Below are 18,916 nucleotides of genomic sequence, written 5' to 3'. Positions count from 1 at the left end.
GTATGCTTATATTGCACTTTGTCACTATGCGTTTTTCTGTTCCGCGTTTTCGTTCGCCAGCCTACACGATTTCGTTCGCTATCAATAGGCTATTTGTCAATGACTCCATCAATTATTGATTTAACAAACTGCGAACGGGAGCCAATTCATATTCTCGGTCATATTCAATCCTATGGCTATCTGATTGCCATACAGCCCGACACGTACGCTATTGTTCATGCCAGCGATAATATAGTCGATCTAACTGGTATAGAGGCCGCGCAATTGTTGGGGCAACCTATTAGTAAGCTCCTGACCGGTACCGATCTACCCGGTAGTACGTTAATCGAAATTCTGAATGTAGTTGGTCGTAACGAATCGTGGGAGTCTATGAATCCACATCGGTTACACCTGAACGGTAAGTACTGGAACCTCATTATTCATTACTATAAGGGGCTGATTTTGCTCGAATGGGAACCCATTGGCAATGACCAGAACCTGTCGATCAATCAGCAACTAATTGCTCAGGCACTCAGCGAAGTACAATCCAGTCGAACCCTCGACGAACTGCTACAAAATACGGCCCGGCGTGTGAAAAGTATTATCGGCTATGACCGGGTAATGGTCTACCGGTTTGGGCCCGATTGGCATGGGAAGGTCGTTGCCGAAGAAAAAGACGATGATCTGGAGCCTTTTCTGGGTTTGCATTATCCGGCAACAGACATTCCCCGGCAGGCACGCGAATTATACAAGGTCAATCTGGTTCGTATGATTGCCGATGCGGGCAGTGTGCCATCCCGCATTCTGTCGAAGCCCGGCTGGCCTGAGAATCAACCGCTTGACCTGACACACTCGGTATTGAGGGCCGTGTCGCCGGTGCATATCGAATACCTCAAAAACATGGGCGTACAGGCGTCTATGAGTATTTCGCTGTTGTATCGGGGTGAGTTGTGGGGCTTGATTTCCTGCCATAACACCAGCCCTCGCTTTGTCGATTTTCCGGCACGGCAGGCAGCAAAATTTGTGAGCCAGCTGCTGTCGGCTTCTCTGGAGTTCCGCAAAGACAAAGAGGATCAGACAAACCTTCTTCAATACCAGCAAACAGGTCAGCAACTGCATGAGCAGCTCTTGCTGAGCGACGACGTGGTGCGTGCCCTCACGAAGCTCCCTATTACTGCCCTCCATGTGACCGGGGCCACCGGAGCCGCTTTACTGTTCAACAACAAGGTATATCGACTAGGTGCAACGCCAGATGAAAACGCCATTCGGGCACTAGGCGACTGGGTAGGAGCAACCGGTACCGAATCGTTTCTGGAAACCAACCAACTGCCCAATCTATACCCACCCGCCGAAACATTTAGGGCTGTGGGCGCGGGCTTATTGACCATCGTGCTGTCGAGGGAGTTGAACGAGTACCTTTTCTGGTTCAAGCCTGAGCGTATCGAACAGGTTACGTGGGCAGGCAACCCCGACAAGCCCGTAACCGTCGAAGATGATGGAACACGTCGGCTGAGTCCCCGTAAAAGTTTTGCCGCCTGGACCGAAATTGTGCATAATACGTCTGAGCCCTGGAGCGAAGCCGAAATTTCGGTTGTGGTGAAACTGCGGGAAGATATTTTGCAGATCGTAACGAAACAGGCCAACGAAATCCGGCTGCTGAACCAGCGGCTTCAACTGGCTTACGAAGAACTGGACGCCTTCAGTTACACGGTATCGCACGATTTACGGACGCCCTTATCGTCCATTCGGTGTTATACAGAAATTTTAGTTGAAGAATATGGGGCTGATCTGACGCCCGATGCACAGGCTCTACTGCAAAAAGTGATCGACTCGACTGATCGGATGCGCCAGCTTATTCGCCATATTCTGTACTATTCGCGAATGGGGCGCTCTGAACTGGATACGCAGCCGATTGATATGCGTCAACTGCTGGACGGCATCAGGGAAGAAATTATGGTAACGACAAAAGATCGTTTGCTCCATTTCGACATTGGTGAAACGCCGGCTATCAAGGCCGACCCTACTATGGCGCTCCAGCTGTTTACAAACCTGCTGAGTAATGCGGCCAAATACACCCAACTGACAACTGAAGCAGTGGTTCGGATTAAAGGCGTTCAAACCGATGGCGAAGTTATTTATTCGATTGAGGACAATGGCATTGGCTTCGATATGAAACAGGCCGGCAAAATATTTGACCTGTTCAAGCGGCTGGAAAATGCACGCGCCTTCGACGGGTCGGGGGTTGGGCTGGCCATTGTCAAACGCATTGTTAACCGGCACCAGGGCAAAATCTGGTTCCATAGCGAGCCAAACCAGGGCACTACCTTTTTTGTTTCATTTCCAGTAATACCGGCAACATAATAAAGGCATGATCGACGTACTATATGTTGAAGACAATCCGAACGATGCGGACATATTTGGTCGCCTGATACGGAAACTGAATCGATCCATCACATACACCGTTTTCAGCAGCGGCTCCGAAGCCCTTGATTATTTAAGAGAGCAGGGGCGATATGAGCAACAGAAAACAACCCTGCCAAAACTGCTCCTCCTCGATCTGAATCTGGATGGTTTGAGTGGTCTTGACGTGCTGGAGCAAACGCGTGCCTTTGCGCGCACACGCTATCTGCCTATTGTGGCATTTAGTACGTCCGATAATCCTAAAGACATTAAATCGGCCTACGAAGCAGGTATCAATGCCTATGTGGTAAAACCCGGCAGCTATCAGGCAACAGGTGCTGTCCTTGAAAAAATGTGCGATTTCTGGCTGGAGAACAATACCCGAATTGACTACAAATGAGTGATTTGCTGAGCCGGTTGCGGCAGGAAACGCGACCATTGCATGAAGAAACCGAGCAGCTTTTTTATACAGAAGCACTACGTAACGGTACGCTTTCGCCTATTGACTATACGCATTTATTGCGTACTCACCTGGTGTTTCATCAGGCGCTGGAAACGGCTATCGACAGCCATGCCGATTTTTTTCAGGACTATGAGCCCGAAATTCGCCGGAAAACTTCCTGGCTGGTAGCTGATCTGGCCTACTTACAGGCAACATTACCCGCGCCTATGCCCGAGTTATTTGCCGATTGGTCGCCCGTTGCCTTGTTGGGTGCTACCTACGTTGGTGAAGGATCTATGTTAGGCGGCACGATTATAGGGCGGCTGTTGCAGCAAAACGAAGCTATTCAACCCTTGTTGACACATGCCCGGTTCTATCAGGGTTACGGCCCCGCTACCGGTAGTAACTGGAAGAACTTCGGGACGTTCCTGACTCAGAAGGGTACACCTTTTGCCGATGATGTGGTGGCCTCGGCGGGTCGGGCATTTGCGCTTTATCAACGCGTTTTACTGCAAAACCAGCCAGAAATAAGCCAGATTAATTGATGGCGGACGTTGTTGCACGCCAATCAAAAAAATGATTTAACCACAGAGGCACAAAGTGCACAGAGGTTGAAGAGGGAACTTAATTCCCCAATTGACCTCTATGCACTTTGTGTCTCTGTGGTTAAACAAGCGCAGGCAAAAACACTTTAAAGGTTGAGCCTTTGTTCTCTTCGCTGCTCACATCGATGCTCCCGCCATGACTCTCGGTAACGCGCTGGCAAATAGCCAGACCGATGCCTGTTCCACTATACGTGGCTGGATTATGTAAGCGCTGGAAGGGTGTAAAAATTCGGTCTTTGTAACGTTCATCGAACCCAATGCCATTATCGGCCACAGAAATCAACCAAAAAGGCTGGCTTGCCTGATCGTGCAGGTCGGCGGGGAGTTCGTTAGGTTGAGCCGCCCGGAAACGAATTTGAATAAGCGGTAAGACGCCGGGTGATGAAAACTTGAGCGCGTTGGTGATCAGATTCTGAAAAAGTTGCCGAAGTCGCGGGGCGCTTCCATAAACCTGTGGCAAGGGGGCTACATCAATAGTTGCATTCTTCTCGGATATAGTCATCTCTAAATCCGATACGACATCTGAAAGCACGTTCGTAAGGGATACCGTTGTGAACGAGTCGCGCTGGGTACTGAGTTGCGAGTAAAGTAGTAGGTCTTTGATAAGCAACTGCATTCGTTGAGCTGACTTCTGAACACGACGAACCATATCCCGCTCACCGTCGGAAAGACTGTCGACAAACTGGTTTTGCAGGATGTCACTAAACGCCTGGATGCGCCGGAGTGGTTCCTGCAAATCATGCGAGGCAATGTGGGCAAATTGCTGAAGGTTTTCATTGGAACGGCGGAGTTCAGCATTGGCTTCTTTGAGCTCTTTCTCTTGTTGCAAAGCAGCCAATTCGGCCCGTTTTCGTTCGGTGATGTTATTATAAGTAACCACCACGCCATCATTACCCTGCTTAACCGCCGATACTTCAAACCAGCCTTCAAGACCAAATTCATCCCGGTAATATTGACTGCTTTGTTCCGCCTTGCCCGTTTCAACAACCCGTACATAGAGATCAAAAAAGCCGTTCTCTTTATTGCCCGGAAAAACCGTTAATAATGTTCGGCCAATTATCTGCTCGGGTGTCATGAAATTACTTTTTATGACCGCTTCATTAGCCGTATCCATCATGAAGTCGACAATCGTATTAGTGTCGTCTCGTAGAGCGGTCATGGCAATAATGCTATTGATGGAAGCATCCAGCGTTGTCCGCAATTGATGTGCCTGTTGTTCCAGAATGTACGTTTGCTCCTCAACACGTCGTTGTAAGAGCGACTCATTTTCTTTGTCAGAAGTAATGTCGATGACGGTACCAATGAATTGGTAAACAGCTCCCTGCTCGTTAAAAAAAGCCTGTCCGTTTGATCGGATCCAACGTATGAGCCCGCCTTTAGTGTCCACAATTCGGTATTCACAGGCAAATCGCCCGTTGCTGTCTGGCTGTAAAATGGCCTGCACAGCCCGGTCAGTTGCTTCTCGGTCGTCGGGATGAACACACTGCAAAAAGACGTTGTAGTCTATAGCTGCTGTTAAAGGGAGACCAAAGAGTTCTTTTGTACGATCAGACCACGTTAACTCACCTGAAAGGGGCTGATAGTCCCAGGTGCCCATTCGTGCCGCTTCAACGGAAAGCCGAAGACTGGTTTCGGCTATTTGTGAGCGCAGTTCAACCTGCTTGCGTTCTGTGACATCGACCAGTGCTCCCGACAGGGTAAGGGGTTGCCCATCTTTATCATACGTTGCCTTTCCCCGGGCAAGGACCCACTTCATGGGGCCATCAGGCATGGTGCGGAATTCTGCTTCATACATCGTACCTGACTGAATGGCCTCATTGATGAGATGAGTAACCCGCGACTGGTCGTCAGGATGTATTTGATCTGTAAATGTGTGTAGTGGAAGTCCAACTGTTAGGGAATGTTCTGGGATGCCGAACAGCCGGAAAAGATTCAAGTCGCCGTAAACTTTATCGGTTTGGATGTCCCAAAACCAGGTAGCAATCAACCCAATACTAAGGGCTGTTTGCAATTGATCATAAGAACGTCGAAGCAAAGCTTCTTCGTCTGGTAGAAGAGAAGTTGATTGAGCGGCAAAAGGCTGATTCATGCGTTGATACTGTCTGGAAAATATAGTTTACCAGTTTTACGAAAAAGATAAACCGTTCGATAGCCGTATCGAAGTTAGTTGCTGGTAAACGAGCCTGTTTTCAGACTAAAAACCTGTTTACATGCTAAACAAAATTACAGACAAAACGTCTTTAAAATATCTCCAGACGGTCCAGGGCCTGTAACCTTACTGATCGGGATTGCTGGTGTTCTTAGGGCTAGACGATTTTTTGGATGGTTTTACATTCGGCAGAGCAGTCGATTTTGACGCTGGTCTATTTTTCCGGCGATCGGCTTGCCGTTGTCTTAAAACCTCAACTTTGTCTTCATGAATATCTTCGGCTTCTTCAACGGAGTGCGATTCAGACAGGTTTGCTTCTGTTTTCGCTTTTTCGACCAATTTGCCGAAGAATTGATGTAGCGCGTGTAGTTCTGTTTCGGTCAGATCTTCTACATTTAGCAGCCGATTGCTGGCTTTGTTGTTTACGGCAATCAACTCATTGAGTTTAAGCTGCATAGCCAATGAGTCCTTATTCTGCGATTTCTGAATCAGAAAGACCATCAAAAAGGTAATGATTGTCGTACCTGTGTTGATAACAAGCTGCCATGTGTCTGAATAACCAAAAACAGGTCCGGTAATAATCCAGATGATGATCGTAAGTAACGCCATCAAAAAAGCGGTTGAAGAGCCTGTAGCCTGTGTTGCTTTAGAGGCAAATCGCTCAAAAAATTTGGTAAATGAATTGGTATTCATACGAGCAGGAAAGTTAAAAAGGATGATTACTACGTAAACGATGCAGCAGGGTGCCTTATGAAATTAAAAAGGCCAACTAATGCCAGAAAATGCCTTTTTGACGTCAGTTGGCCCTCGCTTTCAGACGAATCCTGTTATTCAATGAAAACCGTTATTGCCAAATTTATTCCGGCTCTCATAGGCAAGACCGAGACCAACGCTGGAGAGTTTATTCTCGTCAGCAATGGCCGCATTGGGAAAGAGTCGTTTAAATTCGGTTTGTATGGAATGGACTTCGGTAGAGCCGCCGGTGAGAATAACAAGGTCGATATCTTCCTTTTTAACCCCCGCATCCTGAAGGCACTGCCGGGCCGAAGCGGCTATTTTTTCAACTTCGCCGTGAATGGACTTTTCAAAAAGATCACGTTTTATAGTTATCGAAAAGTCTTCTTCTATAAAATCGAACAGAGCCTTATGCTGCTGATGGTCTGTAAGAGCAATTTTTGTTTCCTCGGCAGCCGACAAAAGCGTGTGCCCCGTTTCGTGTTCCAGCACGTTCAACAGCCGACTGTATCGTTTTTTGTCGTGCGACTGATGGAGGATCTGCCGGGTTTGCATGATGAGTTTGGTGGTATACAAAAAGTTCACCTTACTCCATTCGGCCAGATCCTGATACTGTTTTATAGGCACTTCCAGATTTTTATCGCCATATGTACTGCGGTAACCCAGTTCGGGCATAATGGCCGATAAACTTAGCTCTTTATCAAAATCATTTCCCCCAACCCGAACGCCGGTATTGGCCAGAATATCAGACGTTCGATCGGGCTTGTGGATGTATTTATTTGAGAGTTTTATGACGGTAAAGTCAGACGTTCCGCCACCCAGATCGACGACAATGGCCAGCTTTTCGCCACTCAGCCGAACTTCGTGAGCAAAGGCCGCAGCAATAGGCTCGAACTGAAAGTCGATGTGTTTAAATCCAATCCGTTTGGCAATCACACTCAATTCGGCCTGTGCCCGGATGTCGGCTTCGGGGTCGTTGTCGACAAAATGAACGGGGCGGCCCATAATGACATGCTCAATTTCCTGACCCGCAGTCAAATCAGCTTTATTTTTTACGTGTTCTAGAAAAGACGTTATGATGGCCGAGAAATTCATGGATACACCGTTAACGACGGTCCCCTGTTTCATGAGCGAGGTACCCAGCACCCGCTTTAAACTACGCATGAAACGGCCCTGCTCACGGTCGAGGAATAAATTAACGGCCATTCGTCCATACACTCCTTTATTATCGGTCCGTTGAAAGAAGATGGCACTGGGTATAGTTACATGAGATTGCTCAACGGGTACCAGGCTGATTTCGCCGTCTTTATCAATGGCTACGCTTGTATTCGATGTGCCAAAATCTATTCCGCAAGAAACTGTTGTCATTCCGATCTGTCTCAAATAGCACCGCGCAAATCACCTTCTGTATCAGAATAGATGACACATAGAAACAGGTATGCACGACTTTAATTAAATAAAAGGGCGCAAATTTACCTTTAAAAATGGGTTTTGCGTGCTGTAAAAACGTATGTAGGCATTAAAATTGATGAGGATGATGGCGCGAGGCTAATATCTGAGTGATGATGGCGCGAGGCTCTGCCTCGTGTCTAGTATTCTCCGGCCTCTGGCCGGTTTGCTAAACTATATAACTTAACCCGGCCAGAGGCCGGAGAATACTAGACACGAGGCAGAGCCTCGCGCCATCATCACTCAGACATTAATTTCCTTTCATACTAGCCAGTTCGTTTTTATACTGTTCGGTGTGCCGACCTACTTTTTCGGCTTCGCAAATGGCTTCTTTCTGTGCGTTTATGGCTTCCTCTTTCTGGCCAAGTTTGTATAGCAACAGCGCGTAGGTGTTCAGGTACTCATGGCTACGATGTAGGTCAATAGATCGTGTGGCCCAGGTTATTGCAGCTTGCCAGTCTGCCGGCGAAGTGCCCAGTTCGCGGTACGTATCGGCAATTTCGTAAAGCGAATGGGCCACAGCATTTTCCTGTTGTGTTGCTGAATCAGCAGCTAATCTGGTGGACTCACCTGCCGACACAACCATCAGTTGCTGTTGGGCGATAGGTTCTGCAATGGTCCGGTATTTTACAAAGTTTCGGGTTTGCTTATAAAATTGTAGCCGGTAACGATTGGCTGTAGCCTGATGCTGGCTCTGCTGCTGCGTCCCGAATGATTCGGCCGATGCCGTGTTTCGCTCACTGTTTCGGATAGTCTTTTCCAATAGCACTTCGTCTGTAGTAGCACAGGCCTGTTTAAAGTCGTTAGTCAGCGCACGGGCTAACGCATCGGAAATAGTTGTTACTAACTGTTGACTGGTTAGGTCAGATGAGCGTATCAATGGACGCTTTTTTATCAAAAAACCAAATGCCTTCGTGTCTGATGATTCGAGTGTTTCGGCAACATAAGTTAGTGTTTCGCTGGTTGCCTGCTCATGCTCGGGCAAGGCGTCGATATAGGCATCGAGCACATCATGAGTGGGCCGATTAAGGCTCTGACGTGTTTTTACGTACCTTCTCAGGAAATTCAAGTCGCGCTTACCCTCGACAAAATCATTATCCCCTTTGGCGAGAGTGGTGCGCAATCGGGGCAGATCCAGCATACGATCGGCCTGATCGAGCATCCCATTGATGCCACTGTAACCCACGGCTCTGTAAATTAAATCGCCGTTGGGCGCAATGTAGAGCGCGGTTGGATAGCTGGCCACAGCAAATTGTTTGGCTAACTGTATGCCTTCGCCTTTTTCGGCATCGAGCTGATAGTTAATGAAATGGACGTTGAATTTTGTCCCCACCTTTGGATTGGGAAACGCTTCCTTAGCCATGCGTTTACAGGGTGGACACCAGCTTGTATAGACGTCCAGAAACACGGGTTTATTCTGGTGTTTGGCTTCGGCGAGCACGTCTTTCCAGGAACCTTTGAAAAAGACAATACCCGTTTGGTCGCTGACTATTGGACTACTATTGTGAGCCGTAAGTTCACACGTGACAATCAGAAAGATGAGCAGCGTTAGACCTGAAACGAATAATTTCATTCGGGAAGTAACAACAAAAATTTGTAAAGCTAATACTAGTGTGCGGCCCTCCCTCGCGTTGTTCATAGCCAACTGTGTTGTCGCGAACGCTGGCTTACCTGCGATGAACTATTCCCCCGCTGGCCTTGTCTTTTTTGTATATGGCAAAGTCTGAAATTCCACATACTAAACCCGCTGATACGAAGGAACAGGTAAGCTGGCGTGAACGCTTCGCGGCACTGGGCAATCTGCCCGCATTTTTTAAATTAGTCTGGGAAGTTTCGCCGGGGCTTTTCCTTGGCAATGCGGCCCTCCGCCTGATTCGGGCGGCTATTCCGGCGGCAACGCTCTATGTTGGCAAACTTATAATTGATCAGGTTGTAGCCCTTTCCAAACAGAGTGCGACCGAGGATACTCAGTACATCTGGTGGCTGGTTGGGGCTGAGTTTGGACTGGCTATTCTCTCAACTGCGCTAGGCAGGGCGGTGGCCCTGATGGACAGTTTACTGGGCGATCTGTTCGCCAACCAGACGTCTATTCAGCTAATGGAACACGCTGCCACGCTCGATCTGGAACAGTTTGAAGATGCTACTTTTTACGACAAACTCGAACGCGCCCGACGTCAGACAAGCGGCCGCACGGTGCTGCTTTCGGGTGTTTTCGGGCAGGTGCAGGAATTGATTTCGGTGGGTTTTCTGGGGGCTGGTCTGGCCGTCTATAATCCGTGGTTGTTACTGTTGATTCTGGTGGCCGTAACACCCTCGTTTATTGGGGATAACTACTTCAATCAACGTAGTTATTCACTATCCCGCTCCTGGACCCCCGAACGGCGCGAACTCGATTACCTCCGTTACATTGGCGCAAGTGATGAAACCGCAAAAGAGGTTAAGATTTTTGGTTTGTCAGGTTTCCTGATCGACCGATTCAAGGAATTGTCGTGGGGGTATTATCTAAAGAACCGGGCGTTGGCCATCAGCCGCGCAGGCTGGGGAACGTTGCTCACCGCGCTGGGAACGGCGGGCTATTATGGGGCTTATGTCTGGATTGTGATGCGAGCTATAAGCGGCCAAATAACACTGGGTGATCTGACATTTCTGGCGGGCTCATTTCGGCAGGTGAGGGGTTCGCTGGAGGGCATTTTGCTTCAGTTTAGCAGTCTCACTCAAGAGGCAATCTATTTGCAGGATTTGTTTGATTATTTCGCCATCAAGCCACTTATTCATTCGCCCAAAAATATACGTCCGTTCCCAAGTCCGATTCGCGAAGGGTTTGTGTTCGAGAACGTTGGCTTTAAGTACACCAATTCTGAACGCTGGGCTTTACGTAATCTCTCCTTCACACTTCAGTCAGGAGAGAAACTGGCACTCGTTGGCGAAAACGGCGCTGGTAAAACGACGCTTGTTAAGCTATTAGCTCGCCTTTATGACCCTGCTGAGGGCCGGATCCTTCTAGATGGTTATGATCTTCGAGAGTACGATCTGATGGAACTCCGACGCAATATCGGTGTCATTTTTCAGGATTATACGCGCTTCAAAATGTCGGCGGGAGTAAACATTGCTGTGGGTGATATTGACGAGCGTACAAATCAGCCCCGTATCGAAACCTCGGCGCAACGCAGTCTGGCCGATACGGTCATTGCTAAACTTGCTGGTGGCTACGATCAGCAACTGGGCCGCTCGTTTGGCAAAGGCGTTGAACTGTCGGGGGGTGAATGGCAGAAAGTAGCGCTGGGCCGGGCGTATATGCGCGATGCCCAGCTTATTATTCTGGATGAACCTACAGCCGCTCTCGATGCCCGCGCCGAGTACGAAGTTTTCCAGCGATTTGGCCAGTTGACGGACGGAAAATCGTCGGTCATTATTTCGCACCGGTTCAGCACCGTTCGCATGGCCGACCGGATTCTGGTACTGGAAAATGGTACCCTTCTCGAAATTGGCAGCCACTATGAACTGCTGGAAAAAGATGGCCGCTACGCCGAGCTGTTCGGCTTGCAGGCACGGGGTTATCAGTAGGGGATGGCGCGAGGCTCTGCCTCGTGTCTGGTATTCTCCGGCCTCTGGCCGGGTTATTGTATTGCTTTTTATTTAACCCGGCCAGAGGCCGGAGAATACCAGACACGAGGCTGGAGCCTCGCGCCATCCTACACACTGTTCACACCATTTCTATGTCGGAGAAGTACCGATTTTACAAAGACGGTTTGTTTTTTGTAACGTTTACAATTGTTGGTTGGATTGATTTATTTACCCGAAAGGAATATTGCGACGAGATTATCCGTAACCTGAACGTCTGTATTGCCAGGAAGGGGCTGCGCGTATATGCATTCTGTATAATGCCGAGCCACATTCATATGGTTTGCGATGTTAAGTCGGGTGAAGTTGGTCCAGTTATGCGCGACTTCAAGAGTTTTACCGCAAAGCAACTCTTGCAACTGATTCAGGATCATAGTGAAGAAAGCAGGCGAGATTGGCTGTTATATTTATTTCGGTACTTTGCTAAACAGAAGATCAATAATTCTGAATACCAAGTATGGGTACATGGAAATCACCCCATTAGTCTGGAATCGAATCGCTGGATCGACGAGAAGATTGAGTATATTCATCAGAATCCAGTTAAGGCAGGTCTGGTTAACGAGCCACAGAATTATATTTACAGTAGCGCCAATCCAGACACGGCTTTACATTTAAGTCCGTATTGAATAATAATGGCGCGAGGCTCTAGCCTCGTGTCTACTATTACCCGGCCTCTGGCCGGACTGTTCACATTCTTTATATTTCGGCCAGAGGCCGGGTAATAGTAGACACGAGGCCAGAGCCTCGCGCCATAAGCTCTAAACCATCTAATAACTATGAAAATCACCCTTACTTTCATTGCCTTACCCGCGTTACTGACCAATGCACTGGCCCAAACGCCAACCATTCCAGCACCTGATATACAAATTAAAACCGCCGTGCTGGCAGCCCCGGCCGATAAGCGCGATGGAGCTACGGTGTATGGCTACTCGGATAAAAATCAGTTCGTCGTGTTGCGGAAGGGCACCAATGAATTGATCTGTCTGGCCGACGACCCCGCTCAAAAAGGATTGAGCGTGTCGTGTTACCACCGCGATCTCGACCCGTTCATGGAGCGTGGCCGAATCCTGAAACAGGCCGGTAAAAAACCGGCGGAGATTCTGGCGATGCGCGAGCAGGAAGTAAAGGATAAGAAGCTGATCATGCCGAGCCATCCATCATCGTTAGTCTCCTACACGGCCAAAGAAGAAGATTTTACTGCGGCTACGGGTGAGGTGAAGGACGGATATATGCGCTCAGTTGTCTATATTCCCTATGCTACTGCCGAAAGCACTGGTTTACCGCTCAAACCCGAAGCACCGGGTATGCCCTGGATCATGGACCCCGGTACGCATCGGGCACATATAATGATAAATCCACCGGTGTCGACTACAGCTCATCATTAATCTATGGTGAAGAATCTGATGCATGTTACGGATGGTAGTAGCGGCAAAGTGGGTGCAGAAGACAGAAGTAGTATCAATCAAGGCCACAGATGAATAGGCAACTTATAACCTTGCACAGTGGAAAGGTACTACTGATACTGATGGCGTGTTTTCTGCTCGTCGGTTCTGGTCATGTTCGAAGTCAGGTTATTGATTACTCACGTCTGAAGGCATCTGGAGGTAGGTATAAACCGACTATAGCAACAGCAAGACCAGCAGATTCTGTCCGAAAAAACAAACCCAGTCTATTGACGATCAAAGTTTTTTCGGTTGATATCAGTAAGCCACTGGCGTCGGCTGTTGCCGTTATGACTTCACGTATTACCAATAGAACGGAGCGTATTGCCATAACCAATGGGCAACTTACACGTGTATTCGAAAGGCCTGATAATCTGTCTATTGAAGTTAACGCAGACGGGTACAAGTCTGCCCAACGCACGATGACCATTGCCGTGTCGCCTACGGGTAATCGCTATGAGTTTGACGCTCAGCTCGACCCAGCACCCATTTCGTTGACCGTATGGGCAGTCGATAGCCGGACGAACAAGCCAATCCACGATGCTCATTTTACAGTTTCGGGTAAAGCCGGCAACACAACGCTCTTGCTAACTCCCGATTCGACTACCGGTGTGGTTAAAACGGAGCTTCCTGGGAAAGGAATGTATCAGTTGACCAGTTCGGCCAGTGGCTACGGCGATTTTACAAAGTCCATCAAACTGGACAGTATGCAGAGCGAAGCACGGGTCATATTGACGCGTAAGAAGACACCGGATGTTACCAAAGCTCAGGCGCTTCCTGAAGCGGTAGTTAAATCGGCGAAGTCGACATTCGTGGAAACGCCAGTTGCAAAACCGATTATAAAGGCTCCAACACTCTCTGGCAGCATACAGATGCCAGCCGTTACAAATAAGCCGTTCGGTTCAGTTGAAAATGGTAAGCCCGTGCAACTGAAAAATGTCTATTTTGACCAGAGCTTGCCCATTCTACGGTCTGAGTCGTTTCCTGAACTTGATCAACTAGTCTCTATGCTCGCGGAGAACCCGGCCATGCAAATCGAACTGCGTGGTCATACCGACAATCAGGGCGATTTCGATTTAAACGTAAAGCTCTCCCGCGATCGATGCCAGGCTGTTATTGACTACCTCGTTACCAAAGGAATTGCTAAAAACCGGCTTAGTGCCCTTGGGCGCGGCCCAATTGACCCCATCGCTCCGAATAACAACGAAGAGAACCGACGGAAAAACAGGCGGGTGGAATTTATTATACTATACTATTGAGGTATTTTTTTAGTCTTTACGTAAATTTAATCTCATATTTTATTTACGTATTTTTGAAATGATAAATATAATATTACATTTATTTAAATATTGTTAATATTAGTAATTATCTAAAATTATATACTACTATGCACGAACGAAAAGCTCCCGTTTATTTAGTAATGCTTACCATAGCTGTGCCTTTATGTATTTTAGATTCAATGGCTCTAGGTATGCCGGACCTACTATTATTCCTGATTGCCATTATAGTTATATGTATTGTATGTGTGATAGCCCATTTTTTTATTGAAAATGACGCTTCAGGCTTGTTCGCAGGGCAGAAACTCAATGAAGACGCCGACCATTAGTGTTTAAAAAACAAGCAGATTATTTTTTATTTATCTGCCGAAACTGATCGCTCAATTTCGGCAGATAAATAAAACGCTCGATCAAACTGCGCAACTGAAAGTAGCCAACAAACCTTATCGAGATGGCTTGCGCTGTCAGGCAGTTTTAGGTTCAGGCCCTCTAAACGCATCTTTCTTGCTCACGGCAGGCAACTTAACCGGTTTCCCTTCCCGCGCCGACTGGTAAATAGCTTCCATGATTTTCTGGTCCTGAAGTCCTTCTTCGCCGGGTGTAAATGGCACTTTGTTGTCCAGAATACATTCCGAAAAGTGGTCCATCTCGGTGGAGAAATGGTCTTTATCGGGAATGTTATGCTGGATAATTTGATTTTCCTGACCCTGCGCCTGGCTCGTTTCCAGCTTTAGACCTGTGTAAGGAAAAGCCGGGTCCATTTTAATCCAGCCGGTGTCGGCCAAAACGCGATAGCTCTTATCGTCATGATGGCCGTAACTGGTTCCGCAACTGGCCTGCACACCACTTGGAAACTTCATTAACCAGTTTACCTGCTCTTCAACTTCCTTAAATCGTGGGTCGTTGGGCGTGCTGTGAACGTAGCCCATTACCTCCGTAGGTTCTTCGGCGAGTACAAATCGAATCGTGTTCAGGCAATACAGCCCCACATCGGGTAAAGACCCTCCACCAGCCAATGCCTTGTTAAACCGCCAGTGTTTAGGATTATCGGAGTTTTGGCCGTTGTTGGCAATAATGCTTTTTACCTTCCCGAATTTCTCTGTCTGTACCATCTCGCGCACCATCTTATTATGCGGCTCATACTGAATTCGGTAGGCAATCATGAGCTTGCGGTCCGCTTTTTTGCAGGCGTCGATCATCGCCTGGCATTCCTGCACGGAGTTGGCCATCGGTTTTTCGCAGAGAATATGCTTTCCGGCCTGCGCCCCCCGAATGGTGTATTCGGCGTGCATACCGTTGGGCAGCACAATGTAAATAGCCTGTACTTCCTTATTGTCCTTGAGTTTGTCGTAGTCGGCGTAGCTGTAACAGCTCGATTCTTTAATGCCATATTGCGCGGCCACCTTCTGCATTTTTTCGGGGCTACCACTCACCAAAGCCACCACTTTCGATTTTGTACAAGCACCGAAAGCGGGCAAAATCTGATTGAGTGTCAGGTGCCCAAGGCCAACGAGCGCATAGCCAACGCGCTGATCTGCGGCCATTGGTGTAGGGGTGGGCCCTTCCTGTTGCTCTGTTTTAGCTTTTATCTGCTCCAGCTCAATAGGTTTGGTAGAGTCGGCAGGGACTTGGGCCGGGGGCGAAGTAGCGGGGAGTTTTGGAACGGGCCCGCCAGGCGTGCTGGCTGTTTCAACGGCTGCGGTATTTGCTTCCGGTTTTTTCTCGCAGGAAGTAAGGGTGCTGCCCAATGCGCCAACAGCCAGACCCTGGCCCGTGAGTTGAAGAAAATCCTGACGAGATAATGTTGACATCGCCGGATTGCCAAGTAAGCTGTTCACTAAACGATCAATCGGTTTCATAACGTTGTTTATTTTACGTTATGAAACCGATTGATAAATAAGGTTGTTTGCCTGAGTTATTTAATAGGCGAATAATCGGTTGGTTTCATATAAATTGACTCAACTTTTGTCGTTAGCGAACCACCCGCTTCTTTTTCAGAGGCATCTTTAACCGCAATCCATTTGGGGTCTTTGCGGAAATCTTCGAAGTGTGCTTTTCCTTCGGCCTCGCTGGGGTGGGCCAGAATATAAACCAGTTTGGGCTGAACGCTTGGATCTTTTTCCTGGGTAACCCAATAGACCATGTTCGTCATGCCATGCTTGCTGAATAACTTGATGGTATGATCGCGGAAACGCGTTAGCAGATTAGGCAGTTTGCCGGGGGTGCACGTGTAGGTACGCAATTCAAACGTCCGTTCCGGCGATTTCTGACTTAATTTAAGCTTGGGCGATATGTCGGCTTCGGTCATGAAAATCTGATCGACATGGTCGACTAGTTTGCCATTGGCTTCGGTTTTGGCTACCACCGCTTTCCATTCAGGATCACTACCGAAAGCTTTCCAGGATGCATCGCGCGCTTCGCGGCTTGGGTAGGCCAGAATATAGATCAGTTCTTTGCGAGCGGTATCGGTGGGTGTCCAGTAACCAATGTTTTCCATGCCGTGTTTCTCGAATATCTTGGTCGTATACTGACGGAAACGATCAACGATTTCGGCATATTTACCTGGTGTTGGGTAGTAGATTCTTACTTCATAAAATTTAGAACTTGGCGCTGTCGTGACTGATTCAGCGGGTTTGGGTGAACCTGGGTTGGGCATGGCAAAAGTGGCCGTGCAGAGAAGCAGGCTAAACAAGAATAGTGAATACAGTTTGTCTGTCATAATATTGCAGAAACGAAGTAATAAAGTGTTTTGACAATAGAAGTAATCTAGCCCCATTTTCTAACCCCATCAAAAACGCATAACCTTATTTTATTCAATTGTCTGTCAATATTTCTACCAAGATTGCCTGTTAGTTTTATATGTCAGCATTTGGTGAGAAATCTTTAGTTGGCTGTCTTTAGTTGTTAAGTGGTCAAAAAGGCCTATTTTTGTTGGTCATCCACCGTTTTATCCCAATTTTATACGTTATGCTGAGTCGCGTTGCCAATTCTGTTTACTGGATGCATCGATACATTGAGCGGGCCGAAAACTATGCTCGTTTTATGAGTGTGAACTTCAATCTCGCCCTCGATTTGCCGCCCAATGTGGATCAACAGTGGGAGCCTCTGCTCATTGCAACAGCGGATCACGATCTTTTTGTGAAATATTATAAGGAGCCTACGCGGGAGAATGTTATCCAGTTTATGACGTTCGATAAGCGTAATCCAAACTCTATTGTTACCTGTCTGAGCTACGCCCGCGAAAATGCCCGCACCATCCGCGAGATCATTTCGAAGGAAATGTGGGAACACCTGAATCAGTTTTATCTGATGGTGCGCGACACATCGCCTAATCAGCAATGGGGCGAAATTCAGACGCAGCATTTCTTTACGGAGATACGCAACAGCACTCAGCTTTTTTATGGCATTATCGACGCGACAATCACGCGAAACGAAGCCTGGCATTTTGGGCGGCTAGGGCGTTTTCTGGAGCGGGCCGACAAAACATCCCGGTTTCTGGATGTGAAATACTTTACGCTGCTGCCTGAGATAGAAGCTGTTGGCTCAACTATCGATCTGATGATCTGGTCGGCAGTGCTAAAGTCGGTTAGTGCGTATAATATGCACCGCCAACAGTACAGGGCACTCACGCCATCGAGCATTGTGGAGTTTCTTATTCTCGATAAAATGTTCCCGCGTGCTGTAGCGCACTGCATCCGGCAGGCTGAACTATCGCTCTACGAAATTTCGGGAAACAATATTACTAACGGCTTTGGTAATATAGCTGAGCGATCATTATCAAAGCTCCGTACAGAAATTGAATTCACGGAAACTGCCGATATTTTCAAAGCAGGCCTGCACCAGTACCTCGACGATTTTCAGACGCGTACCAACAAAATCGGGAGCACGATCTTCGAGACCTATTTCGATTTGAAACCGATAGAGGTTTAATGTTGAATGAGCGAATGAAGGAATGAGAGAATGCAATGAGTAAGTACTTCCCAAAATCCATTCTCTCATTCCTTCATTCGCTCATTCAACATTAATAAAACACCGGAATCGTTAGGGCTATATACGCCATGTTTGCCCGGTTTCGAAAGCGATTATTGTCGGAAATTACATCGCGCTTAGAAACGGTTGTCTCGGTCGTGAGCCATTGATAGCTCACTTTAACGCCAATTCGCTGGCCGATTTTAAGTCTGGCATATACTTCGGTAGCGAGCGTACCTCTGTCATTATCGCTGAGTAAGCGTAGATTCATCAGACTTGGATGCGATTTCTGAAAGGTATTCGAACCCTGGTAAAAAGCCGTCGTCGAATCGGTTCCTGTGCTGGATTGAATGTTGAACTGACCCGTTGACGACTGATAACGTCCTGTTCGTGACTTGCCGAAACTTAACCCCAACAGGTCAGCACTTGCACCCAATTCCAACAGCCCCAAATTTACCTGCGCCCGAATCCCTAAATTAAACGAGGTCATCGACACGTAGTCGTAGCGAACCGTATCGATGTTATCGACAAGTAGCGGCCCACTCAGGGCCCCGAATCCGCTTTTCCCGCGTGTAAGGCGAGCGGGAGCTGTGTAGTAGTTGAGGTTGTCGCCGTAAAAAGCGGCCAGACGCCCCGTCCAGCCCAGCGAAAACGTTTTATGCTCGCCAATATTTATCAACTGGTAATAGGTGAGAGACGGATTGTAGTGGCTTTCCGAGTAGGCCATACCTAAATCATAACCACTACTAAGGCGGGCTGATACTGGCGATTGCGCATAGGTGAATAGTGGAGATAAAATTAGTAACGCACCAAATAATTGCTTCATTAATAAGTCAAGCTGTTGAGCC

Annotated in this window: 16 protein-coding genes; 9 read left to right on the top strand and 7 right to left on the bottom strand. The window is 47.8% G+C overall.

Annotated elements, in window-relative coordinates:
* Positions 1-99: 99 nt before the first annotated feature.
* Genes CWM47_RS12325 through CWM47_RS12315 form a run of 3 tightly spaced genes read left to right on the top strand, consistent with a single transcriptional unit; the run spans position 100 to position 3,366 of the window.
* Positions 100-2,340, top strand: coding sequence for an ATP-binding protein (locus CWM47_RS12325; protein WP_100988265.1), 2,241 nt, complete (start codon positions 100-102; stop codon positions 2,338-2,340).
* Positions 2,341-2,347: 7 nt separating this feature from the next.
* Positions 2,348-2,779, top strand: coding sequence for a response regulator (locus tag CWM47_RS12320; RefSeq protein WP_100988264.1), 432 nt, complete (start codon positions 2,348-2,350; stop codon positions 2,777-2,779).
* The gene (locus CWM47_RS12315; RefSeq protein ID WP_100988263.1) at positions 2,776-3,366 is read left to right on the top strand and encodes a biliverdin-producing heme oxygenase; all 591 of its coding nucleotides are present in this window, start codon (positions 2,776-2,778) and stop codon (positions 3,364-3,366) included. Before CWM47_RS12320 ends, CWM47_RS12315 begins: the two co-directional genes overlap by 4 nt.
* A gap of 121 nt (positions 3,367-3,487) precedes the next feature.
* Here CWM47_RS12315 and CWM47_RS12310 read toward each other — a convergent pair whose 3' ends face one another.
* From CWM47_RS12310 to CWM47_RS12295, 4 genes are all read right to left on the bottom strand, one after another.
* The gene (locus tag CWM47_RS12310) at positions 3,488-5,515 is read right to left on the bottom strand and encodes a PAS domain-containing sensor histidine kinase (protein WP_100988262.1); all 2,028 of its coding nucleotides are present in this window, start codon (positions 5,513-5,515) and stop codon (positions 3,488-3,490) included.
* Between the two features lie 186 nt (positions 5,516-5,701).
* Complete coding sequence (locus CWM47_RS12305) at positions 5,702-6,268, bottom strand: low affinity iron permease family protein (protein WP_100988261.1); 567 nt, start codon at positions 6,266-6,268, stop codon at positions 5,702-5,704.
* A gap of 138 nt (positions 6,269-6,406) precedes the next feature.
* The gene (locus CWM47_RS12300; RefSeq protein ID WP_100988260.1) at positions 6,407-7,678 is read right to left on the bottom strand and encodes an Hsp70 family protein; all 1,272 of its coding nucleotides are present in this window, start codon (positions 7,676-7,678) and stop codon (positions 6,407-6,409) included.
* Positions 7,679-8,009: 331 nt separating this feature from the next.
* A complete protein-coding gene (locus CWM47_RS12295; RefSeq protein ID WP_100988259.1) occupies positions 8,010-9,332 on the bottom strand; it encodes a thioredoxin fold domain-containing protein in 1,323 nt (440 codons plus the stop codon).
* 140 nt (positions 9,333-9,472) lie between these two features.
* On the opposite strand from CWM47_RS12295, the gene CWM47_RS12290 reads away from it, so the two are divergent.
* The 5 genes from CWM47_RS12290 (at position 9,473) to CWM47_RS12270 (ending at position 14,428) form a co-directional block, all read left to right on the top strand.
* A complete protein-coding gene (locus tag CWM47_RS12290; protein WP_100988258.1) occupies positions 9,473-11,323 on the top strand; it encodes an ABC transporter ATP-binding protein in 1,851 nt (616 codons plus the stop codon).
* 152 nt (positions 11,324-11,475) lie between these two features.
* On the top strand, positions 11,476-12,006 hold the full coding sequence (locus CWM47_RS12285) for an REP-associated tyrosine transposase (protein ID WP_100988257.1): 531 nt from the start codon (positions 11,476-11,478) through the stop codon (positions 12,004-12,006).
* 150 nt (positions 12,007-12,156) lie between these two features.
* Positions 12,157-12,765, top strand: coding sequence for a hypothetical protein (locus CWM47_RS12280; RefSeq protein ID WP_100988256.1), 609 nt, complete (start codon positions 12,157-12,159; stop codon positions 12,763-12,765).
* 287 nt (positions 12,766-13,052) lie between these two features.
* Positions 13,053-14,081, top strand: coding sequence for an OmpA family protein (locus tag CWM47_RS12275; RefSeq protein ID WP_240625879.1), 1,029 nt, complete (start codon positions 13,053-13,055; stop codon positions 14,079-14,081).
* Positions 14,082-14,209: 128 nt separating this feature from the next.
* Positions 14,210-14,428: a hypothetical protein gene (locus CWM47_RS12270; protein ID WP_100988255.1), complete on the top strand. Its 219-nt coding sequence runs from the start codon at positions 14,210-14,212 to the stop codon at positions 14,426-14,428.
* A gap of 135 nt (positions 14,429-14,563) precedes the next feature.
* Here the strand turns inward: CWM47_RS12270 and CWM47_RS12265 are convergent, their stop codons facing one another.
* Together CWM47_RS12265 and CWM47_RS12260 are read right to left on the bottom strand one after the other, a co-directional pair.
* Positions 14,564-15,958 carry a Gfo/Idh/MocA family protein gene (locus CWM47_RS12265; RefSeq protein ID WP_100988254.1) on the bottom strand — a complete coding sequence of 465 codons (1,395 nt, stop codon included), beginning with the start codon at positions 15,956-15,958 and terminating at the stop codon, positions 14,564-14,566.
* 56 nt (positions 15,959-16,014) lie between these two features.
* Positions 16,015-16,818: an NIPSNAP family protein gene (locus CWM47_RS12260; protein ID WP_100988253.1), complete on the bottom strand. Its 804-nt coding sequence runs from the start codon at positions 16,816-16,818 to the stop codon at positions 16,015-16,017.
* A gap of 248 nt (positions 16,819-17,066) precedes the next feature.
* Here CWM47_RS12260 and CWM47_RS12255 point away from each other — a divergent pair, with 248 nt between their 5' ends.
* Complete coding sequence (locus CWM47_RS12255) at positions 17,067-18,029, top strand: alpha-E domain-containing protein (protein WP_100988252.1); 963 nt, start codon at positions 17,067-17,069, stop codon at positions 18,027-18,029.
* Between the two features lie 91 nt (positions 18,030-18,120).
* Here the strand turns inward: CWM47_RS12255 and CWM47_RS12250 are convergent, their stop codons facing one another.
* Positions 18,121-18,894 (bottom strand): hypothetical protein, encoded by a 774-nt coding sequence (locus CWM47_RS12250; RefSeq protein WP_100988251.1) that lies wholly within the window; start codon positions 18,892-18,894, stop codon positions 18,121-18,123.
* Positions 18,895-18,916 lie beyond the last annotated feature (22 nt).

The sequence above is a fragment of the Spirosoma pollinicola genome (assembly GCF_002831565.1).
GTDB classification, from domain to species: domain Bacteria; phylum Bacteroidota; class Bacteroidia; order Cytophagales; family Spirosomataceae; genus Spirosoma; species Spirosoma pollinicola.
Note: the sequence above shows the minus strand (reverse complement) of the source record. Positions and strands in the feature narration are given on the sequence as shown.